Origin of the sequence: Tetragenococcus halophilus subsp. halophilus DSM 20339, from assembly GCF_003841405.1 — a bacterium.
In the GTDB taxonomy this organism is placed as follows: Bacteria; Bacillota; Bacilli; order Lactobacillales; family Enterococcaceae; genus Tetragenococcus; species Tetragenococcus halophilus.
Genome location: NZ_PXYA01000003.1, coordinates 56409 through 77387, shown reverse-complemented (window position 1 = coordinate 77387; position 20979 = coordinate 56409). Strand labels below are relative to the sequence as shown.

Genomic DNA, 20979 nt, shown 5'->3' with positions numbered 1-20979 from the left:
TACTTAATTGGTAAGCAATGAATAAGATGAACAGGTGAATATATGGAAATTAAGATCACGCAACAAGCAGCAAAACGTGTACAAAATGGCTATCCCTTATTACAAGAAGATGATTTATTGGATCAAATACAAGAAAATCAATGGGTCGATTTTGTTAATAAAGAAGGAAAACGCATTGCAAAAGGATATCTTGGCGTACAAAATAATGGTGTAGGCTGGAGTTTAACTACAAAAAATTGGCCGCTTAACCATGCGTTTTTTGTTGAATTATTTTTTCAGGCAAAAGAAAAACGTCGCGCTTTTTATCGGGACAAAAAAACCGATGCCTTTCGACTCCTTAACAGTGCAGGAGATGGCCTAGGTGGGATGACGGTAGATAAATATGGTGATTTTGCCGTAGTTTCTTGGTATAATCGTACTTTATATCATAAGCAAGAAGAAATTATTTCTGCTTTTAAAGAAGTTTTTCCCGAAATAGAGGGAATCTATGAAAAGTTGCGTTTTCAAACAGATCAACCCTATTCAAACCTGCTTGCAGGAATAAAAGCTCCTGAACCGTTACATATTAAAGAAAACAATGTAAATTATGTGGTATATTTAAATGAAGGATTAATGACTGGAATCTTTTTAGATCAGCGAGAAGTTAGAGCTTTACTTGCTTCAGGCTTTGTTAGAAACAAAGATGTTTTAAATATGTTTAGCTATACAGGCGCATTTTCTGTCGCCGCTGCTGTGGGTGAAGCTAAAAGTACCACCAGTGTTGATCTAGCAAAGCGCAGTTTGAAAAAAACAAAAGAACAGTTTAATGTAAATCAAATTGATCTTGAGCAACAAATGATTCATGTAATGGATACTTTTGATTATTTTAAGTACGCCAAGAAAAAAGGTTTAAGCTTTGATTGTATTATTTTGGACCCACCGAGTTTTGCTAGAAATAAGAAAAAAGTATTCCGGGTAGCTAAAGACTATGGGAGCTTAGTTGAAGATAGTGTAGAAATTTTAAATAGGCAAGGAATGATTATTGCTTCAACCAATGCAGGCAATGTTTCTTCTAAAAAATTCCAAACAATGATTGAAAAAGCTTTGCAAGAGAAAAATGTTACTTACAAATTAATTAAAAAATTTCATCTGCCTAAAGACTATGTTATTCACTCGTCTTTTCCTGAAGGAGATTATTTAAAAGTTTATTTTTATCAAATTGAAAAAAGTTAATAGAAATGAGGGAGTTTTTTTGTTAGAGATAAAAAGTACAAAGATAGGCAACGGTCGTCCTAAAATGTGTGTACCTATTACGGGAAAAACTACAGAAGAAATAGCGGAACAAGCAAATCGTGTAAAACACTCAGTCGCTGAGATCGTAGAATGGCGTGCTGATCTTTTTCATGAAAGTGAAGAGATTGATGATATGATAGATACTTTAGAAATGATTGCAGGGATTCTTCCAGAAAAAATTCTGTTATATACCTTTCGTTCTGTTGAAGAAGGTGGAAGCCGGCCAGTCTCTTTAAAAATGTACCATGATTTGTGTTTGTCAGCAGCTAGCACACAAAAAGTTGACTTAATGGATATAGAATTTGGAAAAGTTGAGTATTTAGGACGTAAGTTTGTGCAAGATTTAAAAATTCAAGGAACTAAAATCATGATGAGTAGCCATGATTATGACCAAACACCAGAAGATGCGACGATGATTTATCGTGTTGGCGTTATGAATCAATTTGGCGCCGATATTGGAAAAATCGCTGCCATGCCTCATAATTTGCAAGACGTATTAAGAATGATGAATCTTGTTTCAAGAGTTCGAGCTTTTAATGAATTACCTATTGCAACCATTTCTATGTCAGATTTAGGGAAAGTCTCAAGGATCACAGGAGAGATTACAGGTTCTGTTCTTACTTTTGGTTCATTGGATGAAGCGCAAAGCTCAGCACCTGGCCAAATTCCTATTGATGAATTGCAATTTGTGTTAGAAACATTAAGTGTAAAAGAAAAATTTAGTACAAGCGATAATGATGAGAGGGAAGTTCATTGAGTAAGAAGAAAAAAGACAAGACGAACGCTATTCGCCTTGTTGAACAACAAAATATTTCTTATCAAGAATATGAATATGCTTGGAATGAGGCGCAGTTGAGTGCTGATCATGTAGCTGATGAGTTAGATGAAAATATTTCTCAAATTTTTAAAACTTTAGTCGTTGTAGGAAATAAAACCGGCACACTTGTTGCTGTGGTTCCTGGAGATAGAGAATTAGATTTAAAAAAGATTGCAAAAGTCAGTCAGAATAAAAAAGTTGAAATGTTACATTTAAAAGACTTAGAAAAGACAACTGGTTATATCAGAGGTGGTTGTTCGCCTATAGGGATGAAAAAGAAATTTCCTACTTATATTGACATAACAGCCAAAGATTTTGCTTCAATTTTAGTTTCAGCAGGAAAACGGGGGCTGCAGATCGAACTTGCGCCAGAAGATTTAGCAAATTTGGTAAATGGTGAATTTGCTGATATTACAGTATAAAATATGCAATGATAGAATAGTACAGAAATAAGACAATAGTAGAGTAGCTATGTGATAAGTATTTATAAAATTGGCTACTTGGGCTATTGTCTTTTTTTAATAAGTAAAGCGCATTAAGTTCATGATATTTTTTGGATTTTTCGGAAAAATTATTTGAAAATTACAAAAAAAAGGTGCGCATAAAAAATTTTTCTGATAAAATAGCAGGAAATACGGAGGAGGTATTTTTATGACAAAAATCAATGATGCAATAACCGCAGTACAAGAAACGGTCCATAATAAAGATCCACATCAGACAGAATTTTTACAAGCAGTGGATGAATTTTTATCTACTGTAAAACCCTTTTTAGAAAAAAATCCTGAATATGTGGAAAAAAATTTATTAGCGATATTGACTGAACCTGAACGTATTTTACAATTTCGTGTGCCTTGGCAAGACGATCAGGGAAATTGGCGCGTTAATCGTGGCTATCGTATTCAATTTAATTCGGCATTAGGGCCTTATAAGGGCGGACTTAGATTCCATCCTAGCGTTAACTTAAGTATTTTAAAATTCTTAGGTTTTGAACAAATCTTTAAAAACAGTTTGACCGGTTTACCTATTGGCGGCGGCAAAGGTGGGAGTGATTTTGATCCAAAAGGAAAATCAGATGATGAAATTATGCGTTTTTGCCAAAGCTTTATGACAGAATTATCCAAACATATTGGACCAAATTTGGATATTCCAGCCGGTGATATTGGTGTTGGTGCTCGTGAGATCGGGTATTTATACGGTACTTATAAACGTTTAAAACAATATGACACCGGGGTATTGACAGGTAAGCCACTAGATTTTTGGGGTAGCAAAGGGCGCACTGAAGCGACCGGGTATGGCGTTGTCTATTTTGTTAAACATCTTTTAGCGGATAAAAACGAAAATTTTAAAGGCAAAACTGCAGCAGTTTCTGGAAGTGGAAATGTGGCAATCTATGCGATTGAAAAATTACAACAATTAGGCGCTAAGCCAGTGACTTGTTCCGATTCTAATGGATATATTTACGATAAAGAAGGTATTGACTTAGATTTATTAAAACAGGTCAAAGAAGTTGATCGTGATCGTTTAACTGCTTATACTAAAAAACGCCCGCAGGCTCAATATTATGAAGCTGGCAATGTGTGGGAGTTAAAAATACCTTATGATCTTGCTTTTCCGTGTGCTACGCAAAATGAAATTGATAAAGAAAATGCAGAAGTTATCGTGGAAAATGGCGCTAAGATTGTAGCAGAAGGGGCGAATATGCCTTGTGTAATGGAAGCTAGCGAATATTTTATTGACAAAGGTATCTCTTATTGCCCTGGAAAAGCAGCAAATGCTGGAGGGGTTGCAGTTTCTGCTTTAGAAATGAGTCAAAACTCACAACGTTTGCAGTGGGAAAAAAATGACGTGGACAAGCAGTTAAATACGATTATGAAGAAGATCTATGAAAGTACTCGTGATGCTGCCCAAGAGTATGGTTCAGAAAATAACTTTATGCTTGGTGCCAACATTGCAGGATTTGATCGAGTGGCTAAGGCAATGACTGAGCAAGGTCTTGTATGATGGAATAATTACTTGAAAAACAATAATAAAAAAAGTATAGTAGTAGTGTATACATTACTACTTTACTTTTTTAAGGAGGAGGCAACATGGGACATATTTCATTTGATTATTCAAAGGTAACACCATTTGTTAGTGAACATGAACTTGACTATATGCAAAATCAAGTAACCGCTGCAGATACAGCGTTAAGAAACGGAACAGGTGCTGGAAATGATTTCTTAGGCTGGATCGACTTGCCGGAAAACTACGATAAAGAAGAATTCTCTCGTGTTAAAAAAGCAGCAGAGAAAATTAAATCAGATTCTGATGTATTAGTTGTGATTGGTATTGGAGGCTCTTATTTAGGAGCACGCGCAGCTATTGAGTTTTTACAACACTCATTTTATAATGCGTTACCAAAAGAACAACGAAAGACACCACAAGTGGTTTTTGCGGGTAATTCCATTTCTTCTACCTATCTTGCAGATCTGATTGAAATGATCGGTGATCGTGATTTTTCTGTAAATGTTATTTCAAAATCTGGTACAACTACCGAACCAGCCATCGCATTCCGAGTATTTAAAGAATTACTGATTAATAAGTATGGTGAAAAAGAAGCCAATAAACGAATTTATGCGACAACAGATCGTCAAAAAGGTGCTGTAAAAGAAGAAGCTGACGCGCAAGGCTGGGAAACTTTTGTCATTCCAGACGACGTAGGTGGACGTTTTACTGTATTAACACCTGTTGGTTTATTGCCTATTGCTGTTAGTGGCGCAGATATCGACGCTTTAATGCAAGGTGCGGTTGATGCTCGTAAAGCGTATATGGATCCAGACTTGAAGAAAAATGAAGCTTACCAATACGCTGCTTTGCGTAATATTTTGCACCGTAAAGATAAAGCTATTGAAATTTTGGTCAACTATGAACCAGGAATGCAATATTTCTCTGAATGGTGGAAACAATTATACGGTGAATCAGAAGGAAAAGATCAAAAAGGAATTTATCCATCAAGTGCGAACTTTTCAACAGATCTTCACTCTGTGGGCCAAACGATTCAAGATGGCACACGCAATGTATTTGAAACTGTTGTAAAAGTAGAAAATCCACGTAAAAGTGTTTCTATTCCAAAACAAGAATCCGATTTAGATGGATTAGGTTACTTACAGGGAAAAGAAATTGACTTTGTAAATACCAAAGCATTTGAAGGAACATTACTAGCACATACGGATGGCAATGTTCCAAATCTATTATTGAAAATTCCAGAAATGGATGAGTATACATTAGGATATACCATGTATTTCTTTGAAATTGCTGTAGGAATCTCAGGTTACTTAAATGGCGTAAATCCGTTTGACCAACCGGGAGTAGAAGAGTATAAAAATAATATGTTTGCCTTATTAGGTAAACCAGGTTATGAAGACTTGGCAGGTAAATTAAATGAACGGCTATAAATCAGTATTTGTAGTCTGTAGGAAGAAAAAAGGCGCTCATTTTGAGCGTCTTTTTTTGCATACAAAAAAGCTGTTAGCAGTAAAAGTGCTCATTACTACTAACAGCTTCAGCAAGAAGAAACAGTTGAATTCATTTGAGAGATCCTTTCTCTAGACGTTGGCTTTTTCAGCATTTAAGTTTTTAATTGCGTGTTCGATGGTTACACCGTAAGCGACATGTTGTTCATCTTTTGAATCAATTGCCATAAATTGGTTTGTGTTTGTATCAAAAGCGATACGATAAGCTAAATCTTCTTTTTTAAATGTCATTTATACATCCCTCCTTAAAATTTTTTATAACAACAACCTTTCGTACTATAACATAATTACAAAGTATGACCAAAAATTTTGTTTGACACTTAAACTATGACCTCAAATTTTTTTATAATAGAAATTGGATGATGTGTTCACTGCCATATAATAAAACGAGACTATATGCAAAGACAGAAGCAGGTTTTGCTAATAAAATAATCCAGGTAAACTTTTTAAAAGAAATTTTAGTTAAACTTGCCATTAAGCACAAAGCATCATCTGGAGCTATAGGGAAAAATATAGCTAAAGTAAAAAGACGATCAAAACGTTTTTGGTTATCTAGCCAATGAATATATTTATAGTAAGTTTTTTCATTTACTAAGCGCAAAACAAGGGGCCTTCCATATTGGCGTCCTAACCAAAAGAGTATCAGAGAACCGATACAAATTCCTATATAATTGTATAAAAAACCCTCTAATGGTCCAAAAAGTAAAACACCGGCAGCTAGAGAAATTCCACCAGGTATAATTGGAATGACCACTTGTAAAATTTGGATCAAAACAAATATCAAAGGAGCCCAAAATGTTTTTTGGCTTACAAATTCCTGTAGACTTTGTAAATCGTCGAAAATTCCTAGATGGTAAAAATCACTAGTGGTGCATTAATATGATCAGAATATTCAGATTTTAACTTTTTTCTAAAAAATGACAAAAAAATCAAATGCTTGCGCAAAGGATGACTTTTCCAGAAAAAAATTTTCATTATTTATCTGAATACTATTGCAACAACGACAAATGCTATTTCGTCACGTAGGAACGAGCAACACCCATAATTCTTCAAAAGGTTGAAAAAGCAAGTGTTTCAATAGACGCTTGATTTGAAAAGGAGATTTCTTACTTCCTGTCTCCACTTTGAGTAAATACGTCAGTAGACTGGCAATCATGGCGAGAATGATTTGATTGCTTACCCCTTTTTCACTGTGGGAAAATAGCTTTTTTATCGTCATATGTTGCTTGATGTGCTTAAAAAATAGTTCAATTTGCCAACGAGCTTTGTACATGTCGGCCACTTCTTGGGCGGTCACATCAAAACGGTTAGTGACAAAACGTAATTGTTTTCCCTTTTCATCCTGAATCGTCACTAAGCGAAACGGGGAGGTTAAATAAACCTGCGTACCTAACACCACCATTTGGTCACGCAAAATGTTTTTACTCTGAGAAGTATCATAAGTTTCTCTGACATGGATTTTGGTGTTTTTCTTCACTCTTGTGACGAAAAAATAGCCATCGGCTTCCATTTCATCCAGTCGCTCGTAATCAATATAACCACGGTCAAAGATATAGGTCGCTTCCGGTTGATTGACAAAAACTTCTAAGTGATTGTCATCATGTTCAACCGCATTCGTGACTTCAAACTGATCCGGATACAAGTGTTCTTTATCCATAAAACAAAGTTTTAAGTGAAGCTTGATCCCCGCTTTGGTTGAGCGAAAGTCCGCCCAAGGATATCGAGTGGTATTTAACGGAAAGGTAGAAGAATCCACGAGATAGAGCGCATTTCGTTTAGTCACCGGTGTTTTTGACCGTGCTTTTTCCAGTAACTGTGCGAAAATCGCCCACAAAATTTCGTCATCCATCTGGGCGAGCTCACGGGAAAGCTGCGAATGGCTGATGGCATCTAACGCCATGGTCTGTTGTAGATCAGGGGAAACAAATGCCGTATCCATTTCACGTAAACTTTCACACTCATGATCGATGCCATAGAGAAACACCTTCAAAAAGTGTTCAAAAGCAAATTTTTTATGATACTTGTCGGCTTGAGAAATTTTCTCACGAATAGAAAAAGGTAATTTTTTGAAATTTATGTTCGAAAACCATTTATTAAAAGCTGAAATTGTTTTATACTTATCCATATTAAGTTCCTTTGTATTGGTCTTGGATAAGTCATCCAAGCTCAGTATAAAGGATTTTTTTATGAATGAAAATAGTGTGAAACATAAAGAGCTAATTTAAAATGTTTCATGCACCACTAGTGGGTAAAAATATACTGTTAAAAAGATTAAAGCAAAAAAGCCACATAAAGAAATGAAGTTGATTAGTCTTCTTGATGTTGTAATACTCAATATATGCCACCTCTGTTTTCTACCACTCTAATTATAATTATAATCAGAATTATAAAAAAAGCATGCAACTAGCGACCGATTTCAAAAAAATTAGTATTTTGTTAAACCCTTCTAAAACGCAACCATTTATTAATAATTTGTTCTACCAAACTAGTTACCATCAAGCCTCCCGCAATACTTATAGCCGTAGTTGTTACAACCATTAATTTTTGAAAACCAGCGTTGGGGTCTTCCAAAGCGAAAGCCCGAACCGCTTCATAAGAAGGTCCGCCGGGAACTAAGGGGATTAGACCTGGAATATAGAAAATGATCATAGGCATTTTCTTTTTCTTTGAGAAAAAGATACTTAAACAACCAATAATAAATGCTGCGGCAAAATTAGGAAAAGCGATGTTATGAAATAATTGATTTAAATAAAAATATATCATCCAGCCTACAGCACCAGTAAAGCCACTAGCTAAAAGTGCACGACGCGGGATATTTGCTATAAAGCCAAATGCTACACTACTAAAAAAACTAAAAGAAAAATGAAGCAAAAAAGTCATGTTAGAATTCCTCCAAAAATAGACAGCACACAAGCAATGCCAATAGCAATTGCTGCAGCTACAATAATAGCTTCAGTACCACGAACAAGTCCACTAACAAGATGTCCGGCTAAAGTATCTCGTAAGGAAGCTGTAATTGCAACCCCGGGTACTAAGGGCATAACCGCGCCAATACACATGTAATCAAAACTAACGGCAAGATTTGTTTGCGTAAAGGCAAAAGCCAGTAAACCGATGACCAATGAAGCCAAGAAAGTATCAAAAAAACGTAAGTCGAAACTTTGTTTAATGAGATGTTTTGCAGAATAACCGACCCCACCTATCAATAGCGTAGGGATGAAGTTTAACCAACTGCCGCCAAACAAAATCATTAAAAACGCACTTAAAAACGCTGCACTGAGAATTTGTATCGACAGTGGAAACTCAGGAGTATTTTTATCAATTTTTTTGAGTTGCTGATAGAGTGTTGTTAAATTGACGCTTTTTTCAGCGAACTCTCTGGATAATTGGTTTACAGCTTCAACTTTTTCTAAATTAATATTTCGTTCACCTACATTTTCAATCTGGGTAGAGTGACTACTTTTCAATCCCATGAAAATACCAGTAGCTGTAACATAACTTTTACTATCAGGTTCATTTGCATTTTCAGCAATACGGTTCATCGTATCTTCTACACGATAAACCTCAGAACCACTCTCCATCATGATTTTTCCAGCTAATAAACAAGTATCTATTAATAAATTTTTGGTTTTTTCCATACTTATTCTCCTTGTCTAACAAATCAACAATAATACTTATAAAAAATACAAAAACCTCTTCCATCATTCTATCTGTTTGCCTAGGGACTTACAAGAAAGATTTTAGTGATTAAACAAGGAAGCTCATACTACTTATGTTAAATAAGTCTGTTGATTGAAATAAAAAAGGTAAGTAAAAGAAAAATGTGAATTTTACTGTAACAATAGTTGATTATACACAAATAACCGTTTTTATAAAACGTATATAAATCCCTTTAAAAAATTGTATTTGTCGGTTAAAATAACAGTATACGGGCGTAAAGAAAAAGAAGGGGGCTATGTTATGCGACATAAAGTATATACAAGAGAACATATTTTAAAAGCTGCTTATGAGCTGATTGAAAAGGATGGGTTTAGTAACTTTACAGCACGAAATGTGGCAAACCAAATGGGTGTGTCTACGCAGCCGATTTACTTAGAATTTGATAATATGGAAGATTTAAAGCAGACCTTGATCAAAGAAATCTTTGACGATCTGACAAAAAAGGTTTTTAGTGTGGAACATACTGGAGATAAAGTAATAGATATTAGTATTAATTATATTGATTTTGCACAAAAGAACCCGCGTTTATTTATGGCGATGTACCTTGATGAAAAAGGTGGCGGTAAAGCGATGTATGATCTTTCTTATCATTTTATCAAGGAAACACTTCTGCAGGAAAAAGAATATCAGAACTTATCTGAAGAATATATTGAAGCTCTTTTTCACGGTACATGGATTACGATTACCGGGCTAGCTACCTTGATGTTGTCAAAAGTTATTGTCCCGTCACGCCAACAAACGATTACTATTATAGAAAACAGTGTAAATGTTATTTTAGAAAGTAATTATGAAGATATTAATTTAAGTGGCGGAAAGAAGTAAAAAAACTAACAACCCATCTTTTTGCTTAGATAAAGGCCGAATGTATGCGCTTTAATTGCTGGCATGACCTTATCTAAGCTTTTTTATTTTTGAAAAAAAGAAATCATTTAAGTTTAACGTAGTCAAAAACGGGGTCAATAAATAAAAACAAGGCAGAAACGCTATTTTATCAACGTTTCTGCCCTGAGGGAAGGAGAGTACGGGATTTGAACCCGTGCACCGCTTTTATACGGCTCGCTGGATTTCGAGTCCAGTGCATTACCGCTCTGCCAACTCTCCGTGTCCGCAAATAGTATTTTCTCATTTTTTGCTAAAAATGCAAGGGGAATTTTTTTATTTTCTAGTAAAAATCCAATAAAATTTACAAACAAAAAAGGCACCAGAATTATTTGTTAACATAAATCGTTAGAAATCAGTCACTAGTGATCCTGGTACATTTTTGTAAGAGCTAAATAGCTAATAATTCTTCTAAATAATCAACCATACCTTCTTCATCATTCGTTTTAGTGGTAACGTCATTAGCTACACTTTTTAGTTGCTCTGTCCCATTTTTCATCGCAACGCCCCAGCCAGCATAATCAAGAAGTTCCACATCGTTATGTTCATCGCCAAATGCAATGATATCTTTTTGGTTTACTTGCATTGCTTCGGCTACTACGGAGATGGCCATTGCTTTTTGTACACCTTTTGGCACTACTTCTAAAATTGTAGCAGCTCCGCCCCAAGTTTTCACGTCAATTTCGTTAGGAAACTGTTTTGTTAAAGCTTCAGTTACAAAATTTGCAAATTCATTTTTGGTTTTAAGCATTACAGAAGTAGGGTTTGTTTTTAATTGAGGAAATAAGTTCGCTTCAGTTGCAATATCTGTAGCAAAAAAGTCCTTTTGAAAATTTTCTAGTTTATCAATAAAAAAAGTTTGACGATTTTCGGCAGCCACAAAGTCTAGATGTAAATCTTCTCTTTGCTCTAATATTTCAAAGGCAATTTCGCGAGGAACAGAATATTCCTTTTCATAGGACTACTTTTCCTTCGGTTTATGAATTAAGCTTCCGTTAAAATTAACCATAGGCGAGTCTAAATGTAATTGTTGATAATAATGAGCACTCATACGGTAAGGTCGGCCTGTGGCAATACTAACAATATGACCTTTATCTCGAGCTTTTTGTAAAACTTGAACTGTTCTTGCAGAAATCAGTGAAGCGCTATTTAACGTTGTTCCATCTAAATCAAGGGCGATTAATTTCTTTGACATAAAGTTCTCCCTTACTAATAATTTTTTTCTAGTTTACCATAAATACGCTTTTTTACAAGTGAACGTTAACAAATGTATCCTTTTCATCGAGTGAAACACGAATATTTATCGCTCGTAGATTTATTTTTGTTAAGAAATCATTGAATTGCTGAGAGAAGCTATTTATAATCAATAATTGTTCAAGGTAAAAACAGAATTTACGAGGTGTTCGCATTTTTATTGGACATGATAATTTTTAAGGAGTGAAAGAGGGAATGGAGAAGTTTTTCAAGTTAAAAGAAAATGGGACCAATGTTTCAACAGAACTCATGGCGGGAGTAACAACATTTTTTGCTATGAGTTATATTTTATTTGTAAATCCTACAATATTATCAGCGGCAGGCATGCCATTTCAGGCGGTATTTTTGGCTACTATCGTTGCTGCAATTATTGGAACTTTAGTCATGGGGTTATTTGCTAATGTACCTTACGCCCAAGCTCCTGGGATGGGTTTAAATGCTTTTTTTACTTATACAGTGGTTTTTGGTTTAGGGTATAGTTGGCAACAAGCTTTAGCGATGGTATTTATTTGTGGTTTAATTAATATCTTTATTACAGTAACAAAAATTCGTAAATTAATCATTCGGGCTATCCCTGAGACTATGCAACATGCAATTGGCGGTGGAATCGGAATTTTCGTGGCTTATTCTGGCTTAAAAAACGCTAATTTACTCACTTTTTCAGCTGACTCTGACTCGATTATTGACGCTACAGTAGAAAATGGCGAGATAATGAGCGCCGATATTAATGGAGGTATTGTTCCTGCATTATCAAATTTTGATAATGCACCTATGCTTTTAGCTTTGATTGGTTTAGTTTTAATGACGATTTTAGTCGTGGCCAATGTTCGTGCAGCAGTATTGATTGGAATTGTTAGTACGACTATTATTGGGATCTTTATGGGAGTCGTTGATTTAAGTACTATTGATTGGCAAGCGAATTCCCTAACGCAGTCAATCAATGAGTTAGGGACAACATTTGGCGCAGCTTTTGGACAAGAGGGGATGCAATCATTATTTAATGATTCAGCTAAAATCCCACAGGTAATTATGACCATCATTGCTTTTAGTTTATCTGATACCTTTGACACAATCGGTACATTTATAGGAACAGGTCGACGTACGGGCATTTTTTCAAAAGAAGATGAAGATGCTTTAGAAGATAGTAAAGGGATGAATACTAAGATGGATCGTGCGCTATTTGCAGATGCGGTAGCTACTTCGATTGGTTCTGTTTTTGGCACTTCAAATACCACAACTTTTGTTGAATCGGCAGCTGGAATTGGTGCTGGTGGAAGAACCGGATTAACTTCTGTTACTGTAGCGGTTATGTTTGGATTGAGTAGTCTATTTTCTCCATTAATAGCACTTGTTCCTGCCCAAGCAACGGCTCCTGCTTTAGTGCTAGTAGGAATTATGATGCTTTCTTCTTTTAAAGATATTGATTGGACTCGTTTAGAAGATGCAGTGCCTGCTTTTTTTGCCTCAATATTTATGGGGTTGTGTTATAGTATTTCTTACGGTATTGCAGCCGGATTTATTTTTTATACGATTGTAAAAATTATTAAAGGTAAAACACAAGAAGTTTCTCCTATCTTATGGGTCATTGATCTATTGTTTATCTTAAATTTTATTATTTTAGCTTTACTTTAAAATTTGGAAATGAGAAGTCTTGAAAGATTCTTTATTTCTCATAAAGTAGCGCAAGTATTTAAAATCAGAAACAACTGCTTGAAAAGAATAAAAAACCCGTTACAATAAAAAGAGTAACGGGTTTTTAGTGATTAATGTGTTTGTTTTTTATTAGGATAAGCGATTGATCCTATAGCTATAACGATGATACCGACGATGACAGAACAAATTGTCGTCAAGGTAAAATCATAGTTTGTGCTGGTTAGCGCACTGCCCAAAAAACCAACAACCTGTCCTAAAATTAAAGACCAAATAATTGTGATAAGGTAGCGCATTGCTACACCTTCTTTCAATACTTACATATTCGGTTTCAGTTTATCATAATTTAAAAACTTGTAAAGTGAAAACATTTCAACTTTACGCTTCTACTACATAATTTTTAAGGGAGACATGAAATTGAGCGCTTCACATTTAACAGCATTGTCATCTTACTCTTTATTACAAAGTACGATCAAAATTCCCCAATATGTTCAATTAGCGAAAAAAATGGGCTATAAGTATCTAGGAATTACAGATAGGAATAATCTTTATGGTGCTTTAGCCTTTGTAAAGGCTTGTCAAAGGGAACAAATACATCCGGTGATCGGATTGTTACTTGAATATTACTCCCAACAAACTCAAAAAGAGCATGAAATCTTTTTATTTGCAAAAAATAACCAAGGATACAAAAAGCTTATGCACTTATCAAGCCAAAAAATGAGCGGGACACAAGTTTTATTAGAAGGATCTTCCTTAACCGACTTATTCGCTATTTTACCTGTTGAAAATGAATTAACTGAATTACGTTTTGAAGACGAAAAAATAGCTAAAAATAGAGTGTCTGCGTTGCAAGCAACCATTGGAAAAGATCAGCTCTTTTATGGTGTTGCTTATCAAGAAGCTTTAGCAGATGAAATGAATGAATGGATGCAACAGCAAGGAGTACAAGCGGCTGCTTATCAATTGATAGATTCACTTTATCCAGAGGAAGCTTTTTCAGTAAAAGTCATGCATCATATTAAAGAAGGGGAACAAATAGAAAATCTCCAACAAGAGATGCAAGGAGTTACTGCTTTTAAAAGTTTAGAAGCAGCCGAAAAAAAAGCAGCTTGGTATGAAACAAACGCACCTCAAGCTTTGCAAAACACTGAAATGATTGCAAAAAACTGTCAGGCACAAATTCCTTTACACCAAAAATTATTGCCCCATTATCCTATAAAAGATCATAAAAGTGCTAGTCAGTATTTAAAAGAGCTGTGTGAAACAAAACTTCCTCAACGTGTTGCAAAAGTTGATGCACGTTATCAAGAACGCTTGGATTATGAGCTTTCAGTTATCCACAGAATGGGTTTTGATGATTATTTTCTGATTGTTTGGGATGTTATGGACTTTTTACATGAAAATAAAATTGTAACTGGCGCAGGACGCGGCTCAGCAGCTGGTTCTTTAACTGCTTATGTCTTGTCCATTACAGATGTGGATCCAATTAAGTATGATTTATTGTTCGAACGTTTTCTAAATCCTGAACGTAATACAATGCCAGATATTGACTTAGATATACCTGATAATAAAAGAGGAGAGGTTTTACAATATGTAAGGCAAAAGTACGGACAAAACCATGCTGCGCAAATTGCTACTTTTGGCACAATGGCTGCTAAGATGGTTTTACGTGATATTTGTAGAGTCTTTGGTCTATCTCAAAGCGAAGCAAATCGTTGGTCTAATGCCATTCCTAAGCAAATGAAAATTACTCTAGAAGAGGCCTATGTTCAGTCAAAAGCACTGCGAGAATTAGCCAATATGAATGAACGGAATAAACAGTTATTTCAAGCAGCTAAGACACTGGAAGGACTACCGCGTCATGTCTCAACTCATGCGGCAGGGGTAGTGATCAGTGATCAAGACTTATTAGATTTAGTTCCCTTACAAGAAGGCTCTGAAGGTATTTGGTTAACCCAATTTACTATGAATGATGTAGAAGAAACTGGACTGTTAAAAATTGACTTTTTAGGCTTACGTAATTTATCGATCATTGCTGACGCCTTGCAAAGTATTCAAAAAATGACTAAACAGAATATTAGTCAAAAAGACATTCCTTTAGATGATAAAAAAACGTTACGCTTGTTTCAAAAAGGAGATACTACAGGGGTGTTTCAATTTGAGTCCGCAGGTATTCGCAATGTTTTACGGCGTTTGATTCCTGAAACAATCGAAGATGTCGCAGCAGTGAACGCATTATATCGGCCAGGTCCAATGCAAAATATTGATACCTTTATTAAAAGAAAACATGGACAAGAAAAAATCGATTACCTAGATTCAAGTCTAGCGCCTATATTAGAAAATACTTACGGTGTTATCGTTTATCAGGAACAAATTATGCAAATTGCTTCGCAAATGGCTGGGTTTACTTTAGGTCAGGCTGATATTTTGCGGCGAGCGATCAGTAAAAAGAAAAAAAGTGTTTTAGATAAGCAGCGCCGCTATTTTATTGAAGGCGCACAAAATAAGGGATTTAGCAAAGAGAAAGCGAATCAAATTTATGACTATATTGAACGTTTTGCGGATTATGGTTTTAATCGTTCGCATGCTTTTGCCTATTCTTTTGTCGCTTTTCAAATGGCTTATTTGAAAGTTCATTACCCGGCGCCTTTTTATAAAGCCTTGCTACGTTCAGTCTTGCATACGCCTAAGAAGTTAAAAGAATATCTTAGCGACGCTAAAAATGCTGGTGTCAAAGTTTTAAATCCTTCGATCAATCAAAGTGCGTATTCCTTTTATTTGAACTCTTTACAAGAAATTCGTTTTGGTTTAGGAAGTATTAAAGGCATTCGTCGTGATTTTATTTATGACATTCTTGCAGAAAGAAGAGAAAACGGAAATTACGCCTCGTTAAATCAGTTTCTAACTCGGATGAATCAATATAATAGTAAGTGGTTGAAAGAAGAAAATATCCGTCCTTTAATAGCTATAGGAGCATTTGATGAGTTAGAAGAAAATCGCCGACAAGCAATTTCTCAATTAGAAGGTAAAATCCAAAATGTAGTATACAGTGGAGGTAGCCTTGATTTATTAGATATGATGGCTTTAAAAAATGAAGCACTTACTGATTTCAGTCTGGAGGAAAAATTAAATTTAGAAGAACAGTATTTAGGAATTTATCTATCTGGACATCCTGTAGAACAATTTGAGAAAATCAAACAAAGAAAAAAAGTAATCGATATTTCTGAATTTGTCGAAAATACCATTGTCAATTTGTTGATCTATGGTACTGAAGTTAGAGAAATTCGAACAAAAAAAGGTGAACAAATGGCCTTTCTAGAAGGAAACGACCCAACGGATGAAACTTCTGTAACGATCTTTCCGCGCTTGTATCGTAAAGTTAGGAATCAGCTGGTAGAAAATCAGGTCTATTATATTGAAGGTAAAGTGGAAAAAAATAAATATAACGATCAACTTCAAGTAATTGCTAATCAAGTGGTTGCAGCTAAAACATTAGCTGATACGATTGCTGATAAAACAGCTTATTTGAAGATACCGGCAGCAGCGGATCAAAAACAACTTGTCGCTAGCTTGTATGCTGTGATTAAACAATTTAGGGGCAATGTCCCTGTCATCATTTACTACGAAAAAACCGGAGAAACTCGCTTATTACCGGAAAAAAATTGGGTGACTTATACAAAAGATTTGCAGAATTCTTTAGAAGAGATTATAGGCTCAGGAAATGTTGTATTTAAATAATTTTCTGGAATGTTTTCATTAAATATTTTCATAAATCACGTTTTTTTCTTGTTTTACCAAGACATTTACTTTAATTAATGATAGAATATTAAACGAATTGAAGGTTTTAAAAGCAATCATTTGGATTTGCTATATTATACTATTAATGAGGTGAAGTAGAATATGAAGCGCATTGGAATTTTAACCAGCGGCGGAGACGCACCTGGTATGAATGCGGCGATTCGTGCGATTACACGTAAAGCGATTTTTAGCGGAATGGAAGTTTACGGAATCAATTATGGTTTTGCTGGATTGGTAGCTGGAGATATCCGTCGTTTAGAAATAGCTGATGTTGGAGATAAAATTCAACGTGGAGGAACCTTCCTTTATTCAGCACGTTATCCTGAATTCGCGACAGAAGAAGGACAGTTAAAAGGTATAGAACAGTTAAATAAATTTGGCATTGAAGGCTTAGTTGTCATCGGTGGCGATGGCTCTTATCATGGAGCGCTTGCTTTGACAAGACACGGTTATCCAGCAGTTGGTATTCCTGGTACCATTGATAATGATATTCCTGGTACCGATTTTACTATTGGTTTTGATACAGCTACTAATACTATACTAGATTCATTGGACCGTATCAGAGACACAGCGACTTCTCATGTACGCACATTTATTATTGAAGTTATGGGAAGAGATGCAGGCGATATTGCTTTATGGGCAGGAGTAGCTGGAGGCGCTGACGAGATTATTATCCCTGAACATGATTTTCATATGGATAAAGTTGCAAAACGTATTCAAGAAGGTCGCGATCGTGGCAAAAAACATTGTTTAATTGTTGTAGCTGAAGGTGTAATGGGCGCTAATGAATTTGCTGAAAAATTAAAAGACTATGGCGATTTTCATACAAGAGTCTCTATTCTTGGCCACGTTGCCCGTGGTGGTTCACCAAGTGCTAGAGATCGTGTGTTGGCTAGTAAGTTCGGTGGTTTTGCAGTTGAGCTTTTACAAGAAGGTAAAGGTGGTCGCTGTGTTGGCTTGCTTGATAATAAGGTCGTTTCATCAGATATTGTTGATACACTAGAAAATGGCAAGCATCAACCTGATCTTTCCCTTTATGATTTGAACCAAGAATTGTCATTCTGATATTTTCTTTTGATGAGATAAATTAGACATACTATTTTAAATAAATAAGGAGTATATTATTAATGAAAAAAACAAAAATCGTAAGTACCTTAGGACCTGCTAGTAATTCGGTAGATACGATCGCAAAATTGATTGAAGCTGGAGCGAACGTTTTTCGTTTTAACTTTTCTCATGGTGATCACGATGAGCATTTAGATCGCATGGATAAAGTGCATCAAGCAGTTGAAAGAACTGGAATAGACGTAGGGATTCTTTTGGATACAAAAGGTGCTGAAATCCGGACAACAGCTCAAGCTACTGAAACAGGTAAGATCCCTTTTGAGATCGGCGATAGAGTACGTATTGCAATGGATGCGGAATTAGAAGGTACAAAAGACAAAATTTCTGTTACTTATGAAGGTCTTTTTGATGATGTTCATGAAGGTGGACACGTGTTATTTGATGATGGTCTAATTGACATGCTTATTTTAGAAAAAGATGAAAGCAATCGGGAACTAGTTACTGAAGTGCAAAACCCTGGGATTTTGGGTTCACGTAAAGGCGTGAATGCGCCAGGTGTTTCTATCAGCTTACCTGGAATCACTGATAAAGATGCTGATGATATTCGTTTTGGCTTGCAGCATAATATTAACTATATTGCAGCAAGTTTTGTACGTAAAGCACAAGACGTATTAGATATTCGGGAGATTTTAGAAGAAACAGGAATGACTCATGTTCAAATCTTTCCTAAGATTGAATCTCAAGAAGGTATTGATAATATTGATGAAATACTGAAAGTTTCCGACGGTATTATGGTTGCCCGAGGCGACATGGGTGTTGAAATTCCTTCTGAATTAGTCCCTATGGCGCAAAAAAATATTATTAAAAAATGTAATGCTGCAGGTAAATCAGTTATTACAGCAACACAAATGTTAGAATCTATGCAAGAAAATCCACGTCCGACCCGTGCAGAAGCTTCTGACGTTGCTAACGCTGTTTTTGACGGAACAGACGCAACTATGCTTTCTGGCGAATCAGCTAATGGAAGCTATCCAGTTGAAGCTGTTACCACTATGGCTCGTATTGATGTAGAAGCAGAAAAATCAATGTTACAACTTGGTTCTTACCAAATTAACCAATTTGATAAAACGGATGTTACGGAAACAATTGGTCTTTCTGTAGCACGTGCTGCCAAGAATTTGGGTGTTAAATGTATCGTAGCTGCGACTGAATCTGGTCATACAGCTAAGATGATTTCAAAATATCGTCCAGATGCAGATATTTTGGCTGTAACTTTTGATGACCATACTAAACGCGGTCTGATGTTAAACTGGGGCGTTTATCCAACAGTTACAGAAAAGCCTGAAACAACGGATGATATGTTTGAATTAGCAACAAAGAAAACCTTGGAATTAGGTTTTGCTAAAGAAGGCGATTCGATTTTGATTACTGCTGGTGTACCTGTGGGCGAACGTGGTACAACAAACGTTATGAAGATCCAAATGATTGGCTCAAAATTAATTGAAGCCCAAGGCGTTGGCGATCATTCAGTAGTTGCTAATACTGTTGTAGCTAAGAATGCTGAAGAAGCTGTGGCTAAAGCTAAAGATGGAATGGTTCTAGTTGTACCATCAACAGATAAAGAATACATGCCAGCTATTGAAAAAGCAGCTGCTTTAGTTGTAGAAGAAAGTGGTTTGACTTCACATGCGGCAGTTGTTGGTGTAACCCAAGACTTACCTGTCATTGTGGGTGCTAAAGATGCTTTGAATATTATTAATGATGGTGAATTAGTAACAATTGATTCTCGTCGTGGCATTGTTTACCGTGGAGAAACGATGGCAGTTTAATTAAAATAGAACTGTTTAGTTATGATTAGTAAGTAAATAGCGGCTAAAAAGAGCAATATTTACTTCCATTTTAGAGTTTACAGGTGACGAATATTTCGTTGACAAAGATAATTTCCGTCTGTATAATAGCTCTTGTTGCTTAGGGGTGAAATAAATGAAATGGTCTTTAGCAGAATTAAGAAAAAACCAAGAAACACCGCTGCAGTTTAATGAAACACTTGACCTTAAAAATGAATTGATGACTCGAGACAAACAAATTTTAGACCTTGCACCTGTACAGGTTGAGGGTTTGGTTGTGGTAGAAAAAGAAGATTATATTTTACATTATATAGTTACAACAACTATCACTTTGCCTTCGTCTCGTTCACTTGAGCCTGTAGAATTACCAATGAATTTTTCGGTAGATGAAGTGTTTATGACACCAGAGCAGTATGCACAACTAGATGAAACAGTATCAGTTGAAGAGATATTGCTGTTAGAAAACCAGCAATTGGACTTAAGTGATTCGGTTGCTGATAATATATTACTTGAAATTCCCGTGCAAGTGCTCACTGAAGAAGAAAGAAAATATGGCACAATGCCTTCGGGCGATGATTGGGCTGTAATTTCAGAAGAAGAGTACAATAAACAAAAAGAAGCGGAAAAAGAAAAAAGTACAGATCCTCGTCTTGCAGATTTATCTTCATTATTAGAAGATTTAAAAGAAGATGACACAGATGATTAATTACCTCAAGCAAACTTTGAATAGATAGATCACACTACAAGGAGGTGTAGTAAATGGCAGTACCAGCTAGAAAAACTTCGAAGTCAAAAAAAGCGAAACGCCGTACTCATCACAAAATGACGATTACTGGATTGAACGAATGTCCAAATTGTGGTGAAATGAAAAAAAGTCATCATGTATGCGCAAATTGTGGCTATTATGATGGTAAAGACGTTACCGCAAAAGAAGAAGCATAGATTCATTTAAATAGAAAATGAGCAAAAACCTTAGGCTGACCATGGTGCCTAAGGTTTTTTGTGCAATAAAGATATTTTAAAAAGTAGTATGGGGAAATAAAAATAAACGATTAACCTTAGGCTATTTTGCCGAACTTATTTTAAATAACGAAATGTTTTTCATAAGAGCAACTTACCATCTTGATTATTATAATTTTTACCTGTTAATGGTTTAATTGAACGA

17 protein-coding genes, 1 tRNA gene and 2 pseudogenes are annotated in these 20979 nt (G+C 35.5%); 12 read left to right on the top strand and 8 right to left on the bottom strand.

Translation table 11 applies throughout. The annotated features are described in order from the left end of the window. Positions 1-42 precede the first annotated feature (42 nt). From C7K42_RS10060 to C7K42_RS10040, 5 genes are all read left to right on the top strand, one after another. Positions 43-1212 carry a class I SAM-dependent rRNA methyltransferase gene (locus C7K42_RS10060; RefSeq protein ID WP_103099656.1) on the top strand — a complete coding sequence of 390 codons (1170 nt, stop codon included), beginning with the start codon at positions 43-45 and terminating at the stop codon, positions 1210-1212. 19 nt (positions 1213-1231) lie between these two features. Next, positions 1232-2029, top strand: a complete 798-nt coding sequence (aroD, locus tag C7K42_RS10055) for a type I 3-dehydroquinate dehydratase (RefSeq protein WP_103099658.1) — start codon at positions 1232-1234, stop codon at positions 2027-2029. Further along, positions 2026-2511, top strand: coding sequence for a Cys-tRNA(Pro) deacylase (gene ybaK / locus C7K42_RS10050; RefSeq protein ID WP_014124209.1), 486 nt, complete (start codon positions 2026-2028; stop codon positions 2509-2511). Before aroD ends, ybaK begins: the two co-directional genes overlap by 4 nt. Before the next feature lie 229 nt (positions 2512-2740). Next, positions 2741-4090 (top strand): NADP-specific glutamate dehydrogenase, encoded by a 1350-nt coding sequence (gene gdhA, locus C7K42_RS10045; RefSeq protein WP_014124210.1) that lies wholly within the window; start codon positions 2741-2743, stop codon positions 4088-4090. Between the two features lie 86 nt (positions 4091-4176). Next, positions 4177-5523 (top strand): glucose-6-phosphate isomerase, encoded by a 1347-nt coding sequence (locus tag C7K42_RS10040; RefSeq protein ID WP_014124211.1) that lies wholly within the window; start codon positions 4177-4179, stop codon positions 5521-5523. 150 nt (positions 5524-5673) lie between these two features. On the opposite strand, the gene C7K42_RS12905 is transcribed toward C7K42_RS10040, so the two are convergent. The 5 genes and pseudogenes from C7K42_RS12905 to C7K42_RS10015 all read right to left on the bottom strand — a co-directional run bounded on the left by C7K42_RS12905 (position 5674) and on the right by C7K42_RS10015 (position 9239). Then, entirely contained in the window at positions 5674-5832 is a 159-nt protein-coding gene (locus tag C7K42_RS12905) for a hypothetical protein (protein WP_014124212.1), read from the bottom strand. Between the two features lie 112 nt (positions 5833-5944). After that, positions 5945-6460 (bottom strand): annotated as a pseudogene (locus tag C7K42_RS10035) (TVP38/TMEM64 family protein); the annotation flags it as partial. 159 nt (positions 6461-6619) lie between these two features. Then, positions 6620-7726, bottom strand: coding sequence for an IS4-like element ISTeha5 family transposase (locus C7K42_RS10030; protein ID WP_014123848.1), 1107 nt, complete (start codon positions 7724-7726; stop codon positions 6620-6622). 311 nt (positions 7727-8037) lie between these two features. Continuing rightward, the gene (locus C7K42_RS10020) at positions 8038-8481 is read right to left on the bottom strand and encodes a threonine/serine exporter family protein (protein ID WP_014124214.1); all 444 of its coding nucleotides are present in this window, start codon (positions 8479-8481) and stop codon (positions 8038-8040) included. After that, positions 8478-9239: a threonine/serine exporter family protein gene (locus C7K42_RS10015; RefSeq protein WP_014124215.1), complete on the bottom strand. Its 762-nt coding sequence runs from the start codon at positions 9237-9239 to the stop codon at positions 8478-8480. Before C7K42_RS10015 ends, C7K42_RS10020 begins: the two co-directional genes overlap by 4 nt. Positions 9240-9561: 322 nt before the next feature. Here C7K42_RS10015 and C7K42_RS10010 point away from each other — a divergent pair, with 322 nt between their 5' ends. Next, complete coding sequence (locus C7K42_RS10010) at positions 9562-10143, top strand: TetR/AcrR family transcriptional regulator (RefSeq protein ID WP_014124216.1); 582 nt, start codon at positions 9562-9564, stop codon at positions 10141-10143. Positions 10144-10334: 191 nt separating this feature from the next. Here C7K42_RS10010 and C7K42_RS10005 read toward each other — a convergent pair. Next, positions 10335-10422: transfer RNA gene (locus tag C7K42_RS10005), tRNA-Ser, on the bottom strand. Between the two features lie 169 nt (positions 10423-10591). After that, positions 10592-11395, bottom strand: a pseudogene (locus C7K42_RS10000) (Cof-type HAD-IIB family hydrolase). Between the two features lie 254 nt (positions 11396-11649). On the opposite strand from C7K42_RS10000, the gene C7K42_RS09995 reads away from it, so the two are divergent. Continuing rightward, a complete protein-coding gene (locus C7K42_RS09995) occupies positions 11650-13086 on the top strand; it encodes an NCS2 family permease (RefSeq protein ID WP_014124284.1) in 1437 nt (478 codons plus the stop codon). Positions 13087-13217: 131 nt separating this feature from the next. Here C7K42_RS09995 and C7K42_RS09990 read toward each other — a convergent pair whose 3' ends face one another. Further along, positions 13218-13400 (bottom strand): YjzD family protein, encoded by a 183-nt coding sequence (locus tag C7K42_RS09990; RefSeq protein WP_014124285.1) that lies wholly within the window; start codon positions 13398-13400, stop codon positions 13218-13220. 115 nt (positions 13401-13515) lie between these two features. On the opposite strand from C7K42_RS09990, the gene dnaE reads away from it, so the two are divergent. The 5 genes from dnaE (at position 13516) to rpmF (ending at position 20756) form a co-directional block, all read left to right on the top strand. Continuing rightward, positions 13516-16842, top strand: coding sequence for a DNA polymerase III subunit alpha (gene dnaE / locus C7K42_RS09985; protein WP_103083450.1), 3327 nt, complete (start codon positions 13516-13518; stop codon positions 16840-16842). A 162-nt stretch (positions 16843-17004) separates the two neighbouring features. Continuing rightward, entirely contained in the window at positions 17005-17967 is a 963-nt protein-coding gene (gene pfkA / locus C7K42_RS09980) for a 6-phosphofructokinase (RefSeq protein WP_014124287.1), read from the top strand. 62 nt (positions 17968-18029) lie between these two features. After that, positions 18030-19796, top strand: coding sequence for a pyruvate kinase (gene pyk / locus C7K42_RS09975; RefSeq protein WP_014124288.1), 1767 nt, complete (start codon positions 18030-18032; stop codon positions 19794-19796). 154 nt (positions 19797-19950) lie between these two features. After that, positions 19951-20520, top strand: a complete 570-nt coding sequence (locus C7K42_RS09970) for a YceD family protein (protein WP_014124289.1) — start codon at positions 19951-19953, stop codon at positions 20518-20520. Positions 20521-20573: 53 nt separating this feature from the next. Further along, positions 20574-20756, top strand: a complete 183-nt coding sequence (gene rpmF / locus C7K42_RS09965) for a 50S ribosomal protein L32 (RefSeq protein WP_014124290.1) — start codon at positions 20574-20576, stop codon at positions 20754-20756. Positions 20757-20979: the final 223 nt, after the last annotated feature.

What these genes read in the sequence shown, in the direction of transcription:
- C7K42_RS10060 (WP_103099656.1), top strand. Translation starts at nt 43, where the DNA reads ATGGAAATTAAGATCACGCAACAAGCAGCAAAACGTGTACAAAATGGC.
- gdhA (WP_014124210.1), top strand. Translation starts at nt 2,741, where the DNA reads ATGACAAAAATCAATGATGCAATAACCGCAGTACAAGAAACGGTCCAT.
- C7K42_RS10040 (WP_014124211.1), top strand. Translation starts at nt 4,177, where the DNA reads ATGGGACATATTTCATTTGATTATTCAAAGGTAACACCATTTGTTAGT.
- C7K42_RS12905 (WP_014124212.1), bottom strand. Translation starts at nt 5,832, where the DNA reads ATGACATTTAAAAAAGAAGATTTAGCTTATCGTATCGCTTTTGATACA.
- C7K42_RS10030 (WP_014123848.1), bottom strand. Translation starts at nt 7,726, where the DNA reads ATGGATAAGTATAAAACAATTTCAGCTTTTAATAAATGGTTTTCGAAC.
- C7K42_RS10020 (WP_014124214.1), bottom strand. Translation starts at nt 8,481, where the DNA reads ATGACTTTTTTGCTTCATTTTTCTTTTAGTTTTTTTAGTAGTGTAGCA.
- C7K42_RS10015 (WP_014124215.1), bottom strand. Translation starts at nt 9,239, where the DNA reads ATGGAAAAAACCAAAAATTTATTAATAGATACTTGTTTATTAGCTGGA.
- C7K42_RS10010 (WP_014124216.1), top strand. Translation starts at nt 9,562, where the DNA reads ATGCGACATAAAGTATATACAAGAGAACATATTTTAAAAGCTGCTTAT.
- C7K42_RS09995 (WP_014124284.1), top strand. Translation starts at nt 11,650, where the DNA reads ATGGAGAAGTTTTTCAAGTTAAAAGAAAATGGGACCAATGTTTCAACA.
- C7K42_RS09990 (WP_014124285.1), bottom strand. Translation starts at nt 13,400, where the DNA reads ATGCGCTACCTTATCACAATTATTTGGTCTTTAATTTTAGGACAGGTT.
- dnaE (WP_103083450.1), top strand. Translation starts at nt 13,516, where the DNA reads ATGAAATTGAGCGCTTCACATTTAACAGCATTGTCATCTTACTCTTTA.
- pfkA (WP_014124287.1), top strand. Translation starts at nt 17,005, where the DNA reads ATGAAGCGCATTGGAATTTTAACCAGCGGCGGAGACGCACCTGGTATG.
- pyk (WP_014124288.1), top strand. Translation starts at nt 18,030, where the DNA reads ATGAAAAAAACAAAAATCGTAAGTACCTTAGGACCTGCTAGTAATTCG.
- C7K42_RS09970 (WP_014124289.1), top strand. Translation starts at nt 19,951, where the DNA reads ATGAAATGGTCTTTAGCAGAATTAAGAAAAAACCAAGAAACACCGCTG.
- rpmF (WP_014124290.1), top strand. Translation starts at nt 20,574, where the DNA reads ATGGCAGTACCAGCTAGAAAAACTTCGAAGTCAAAAAAAGCGAAACGC.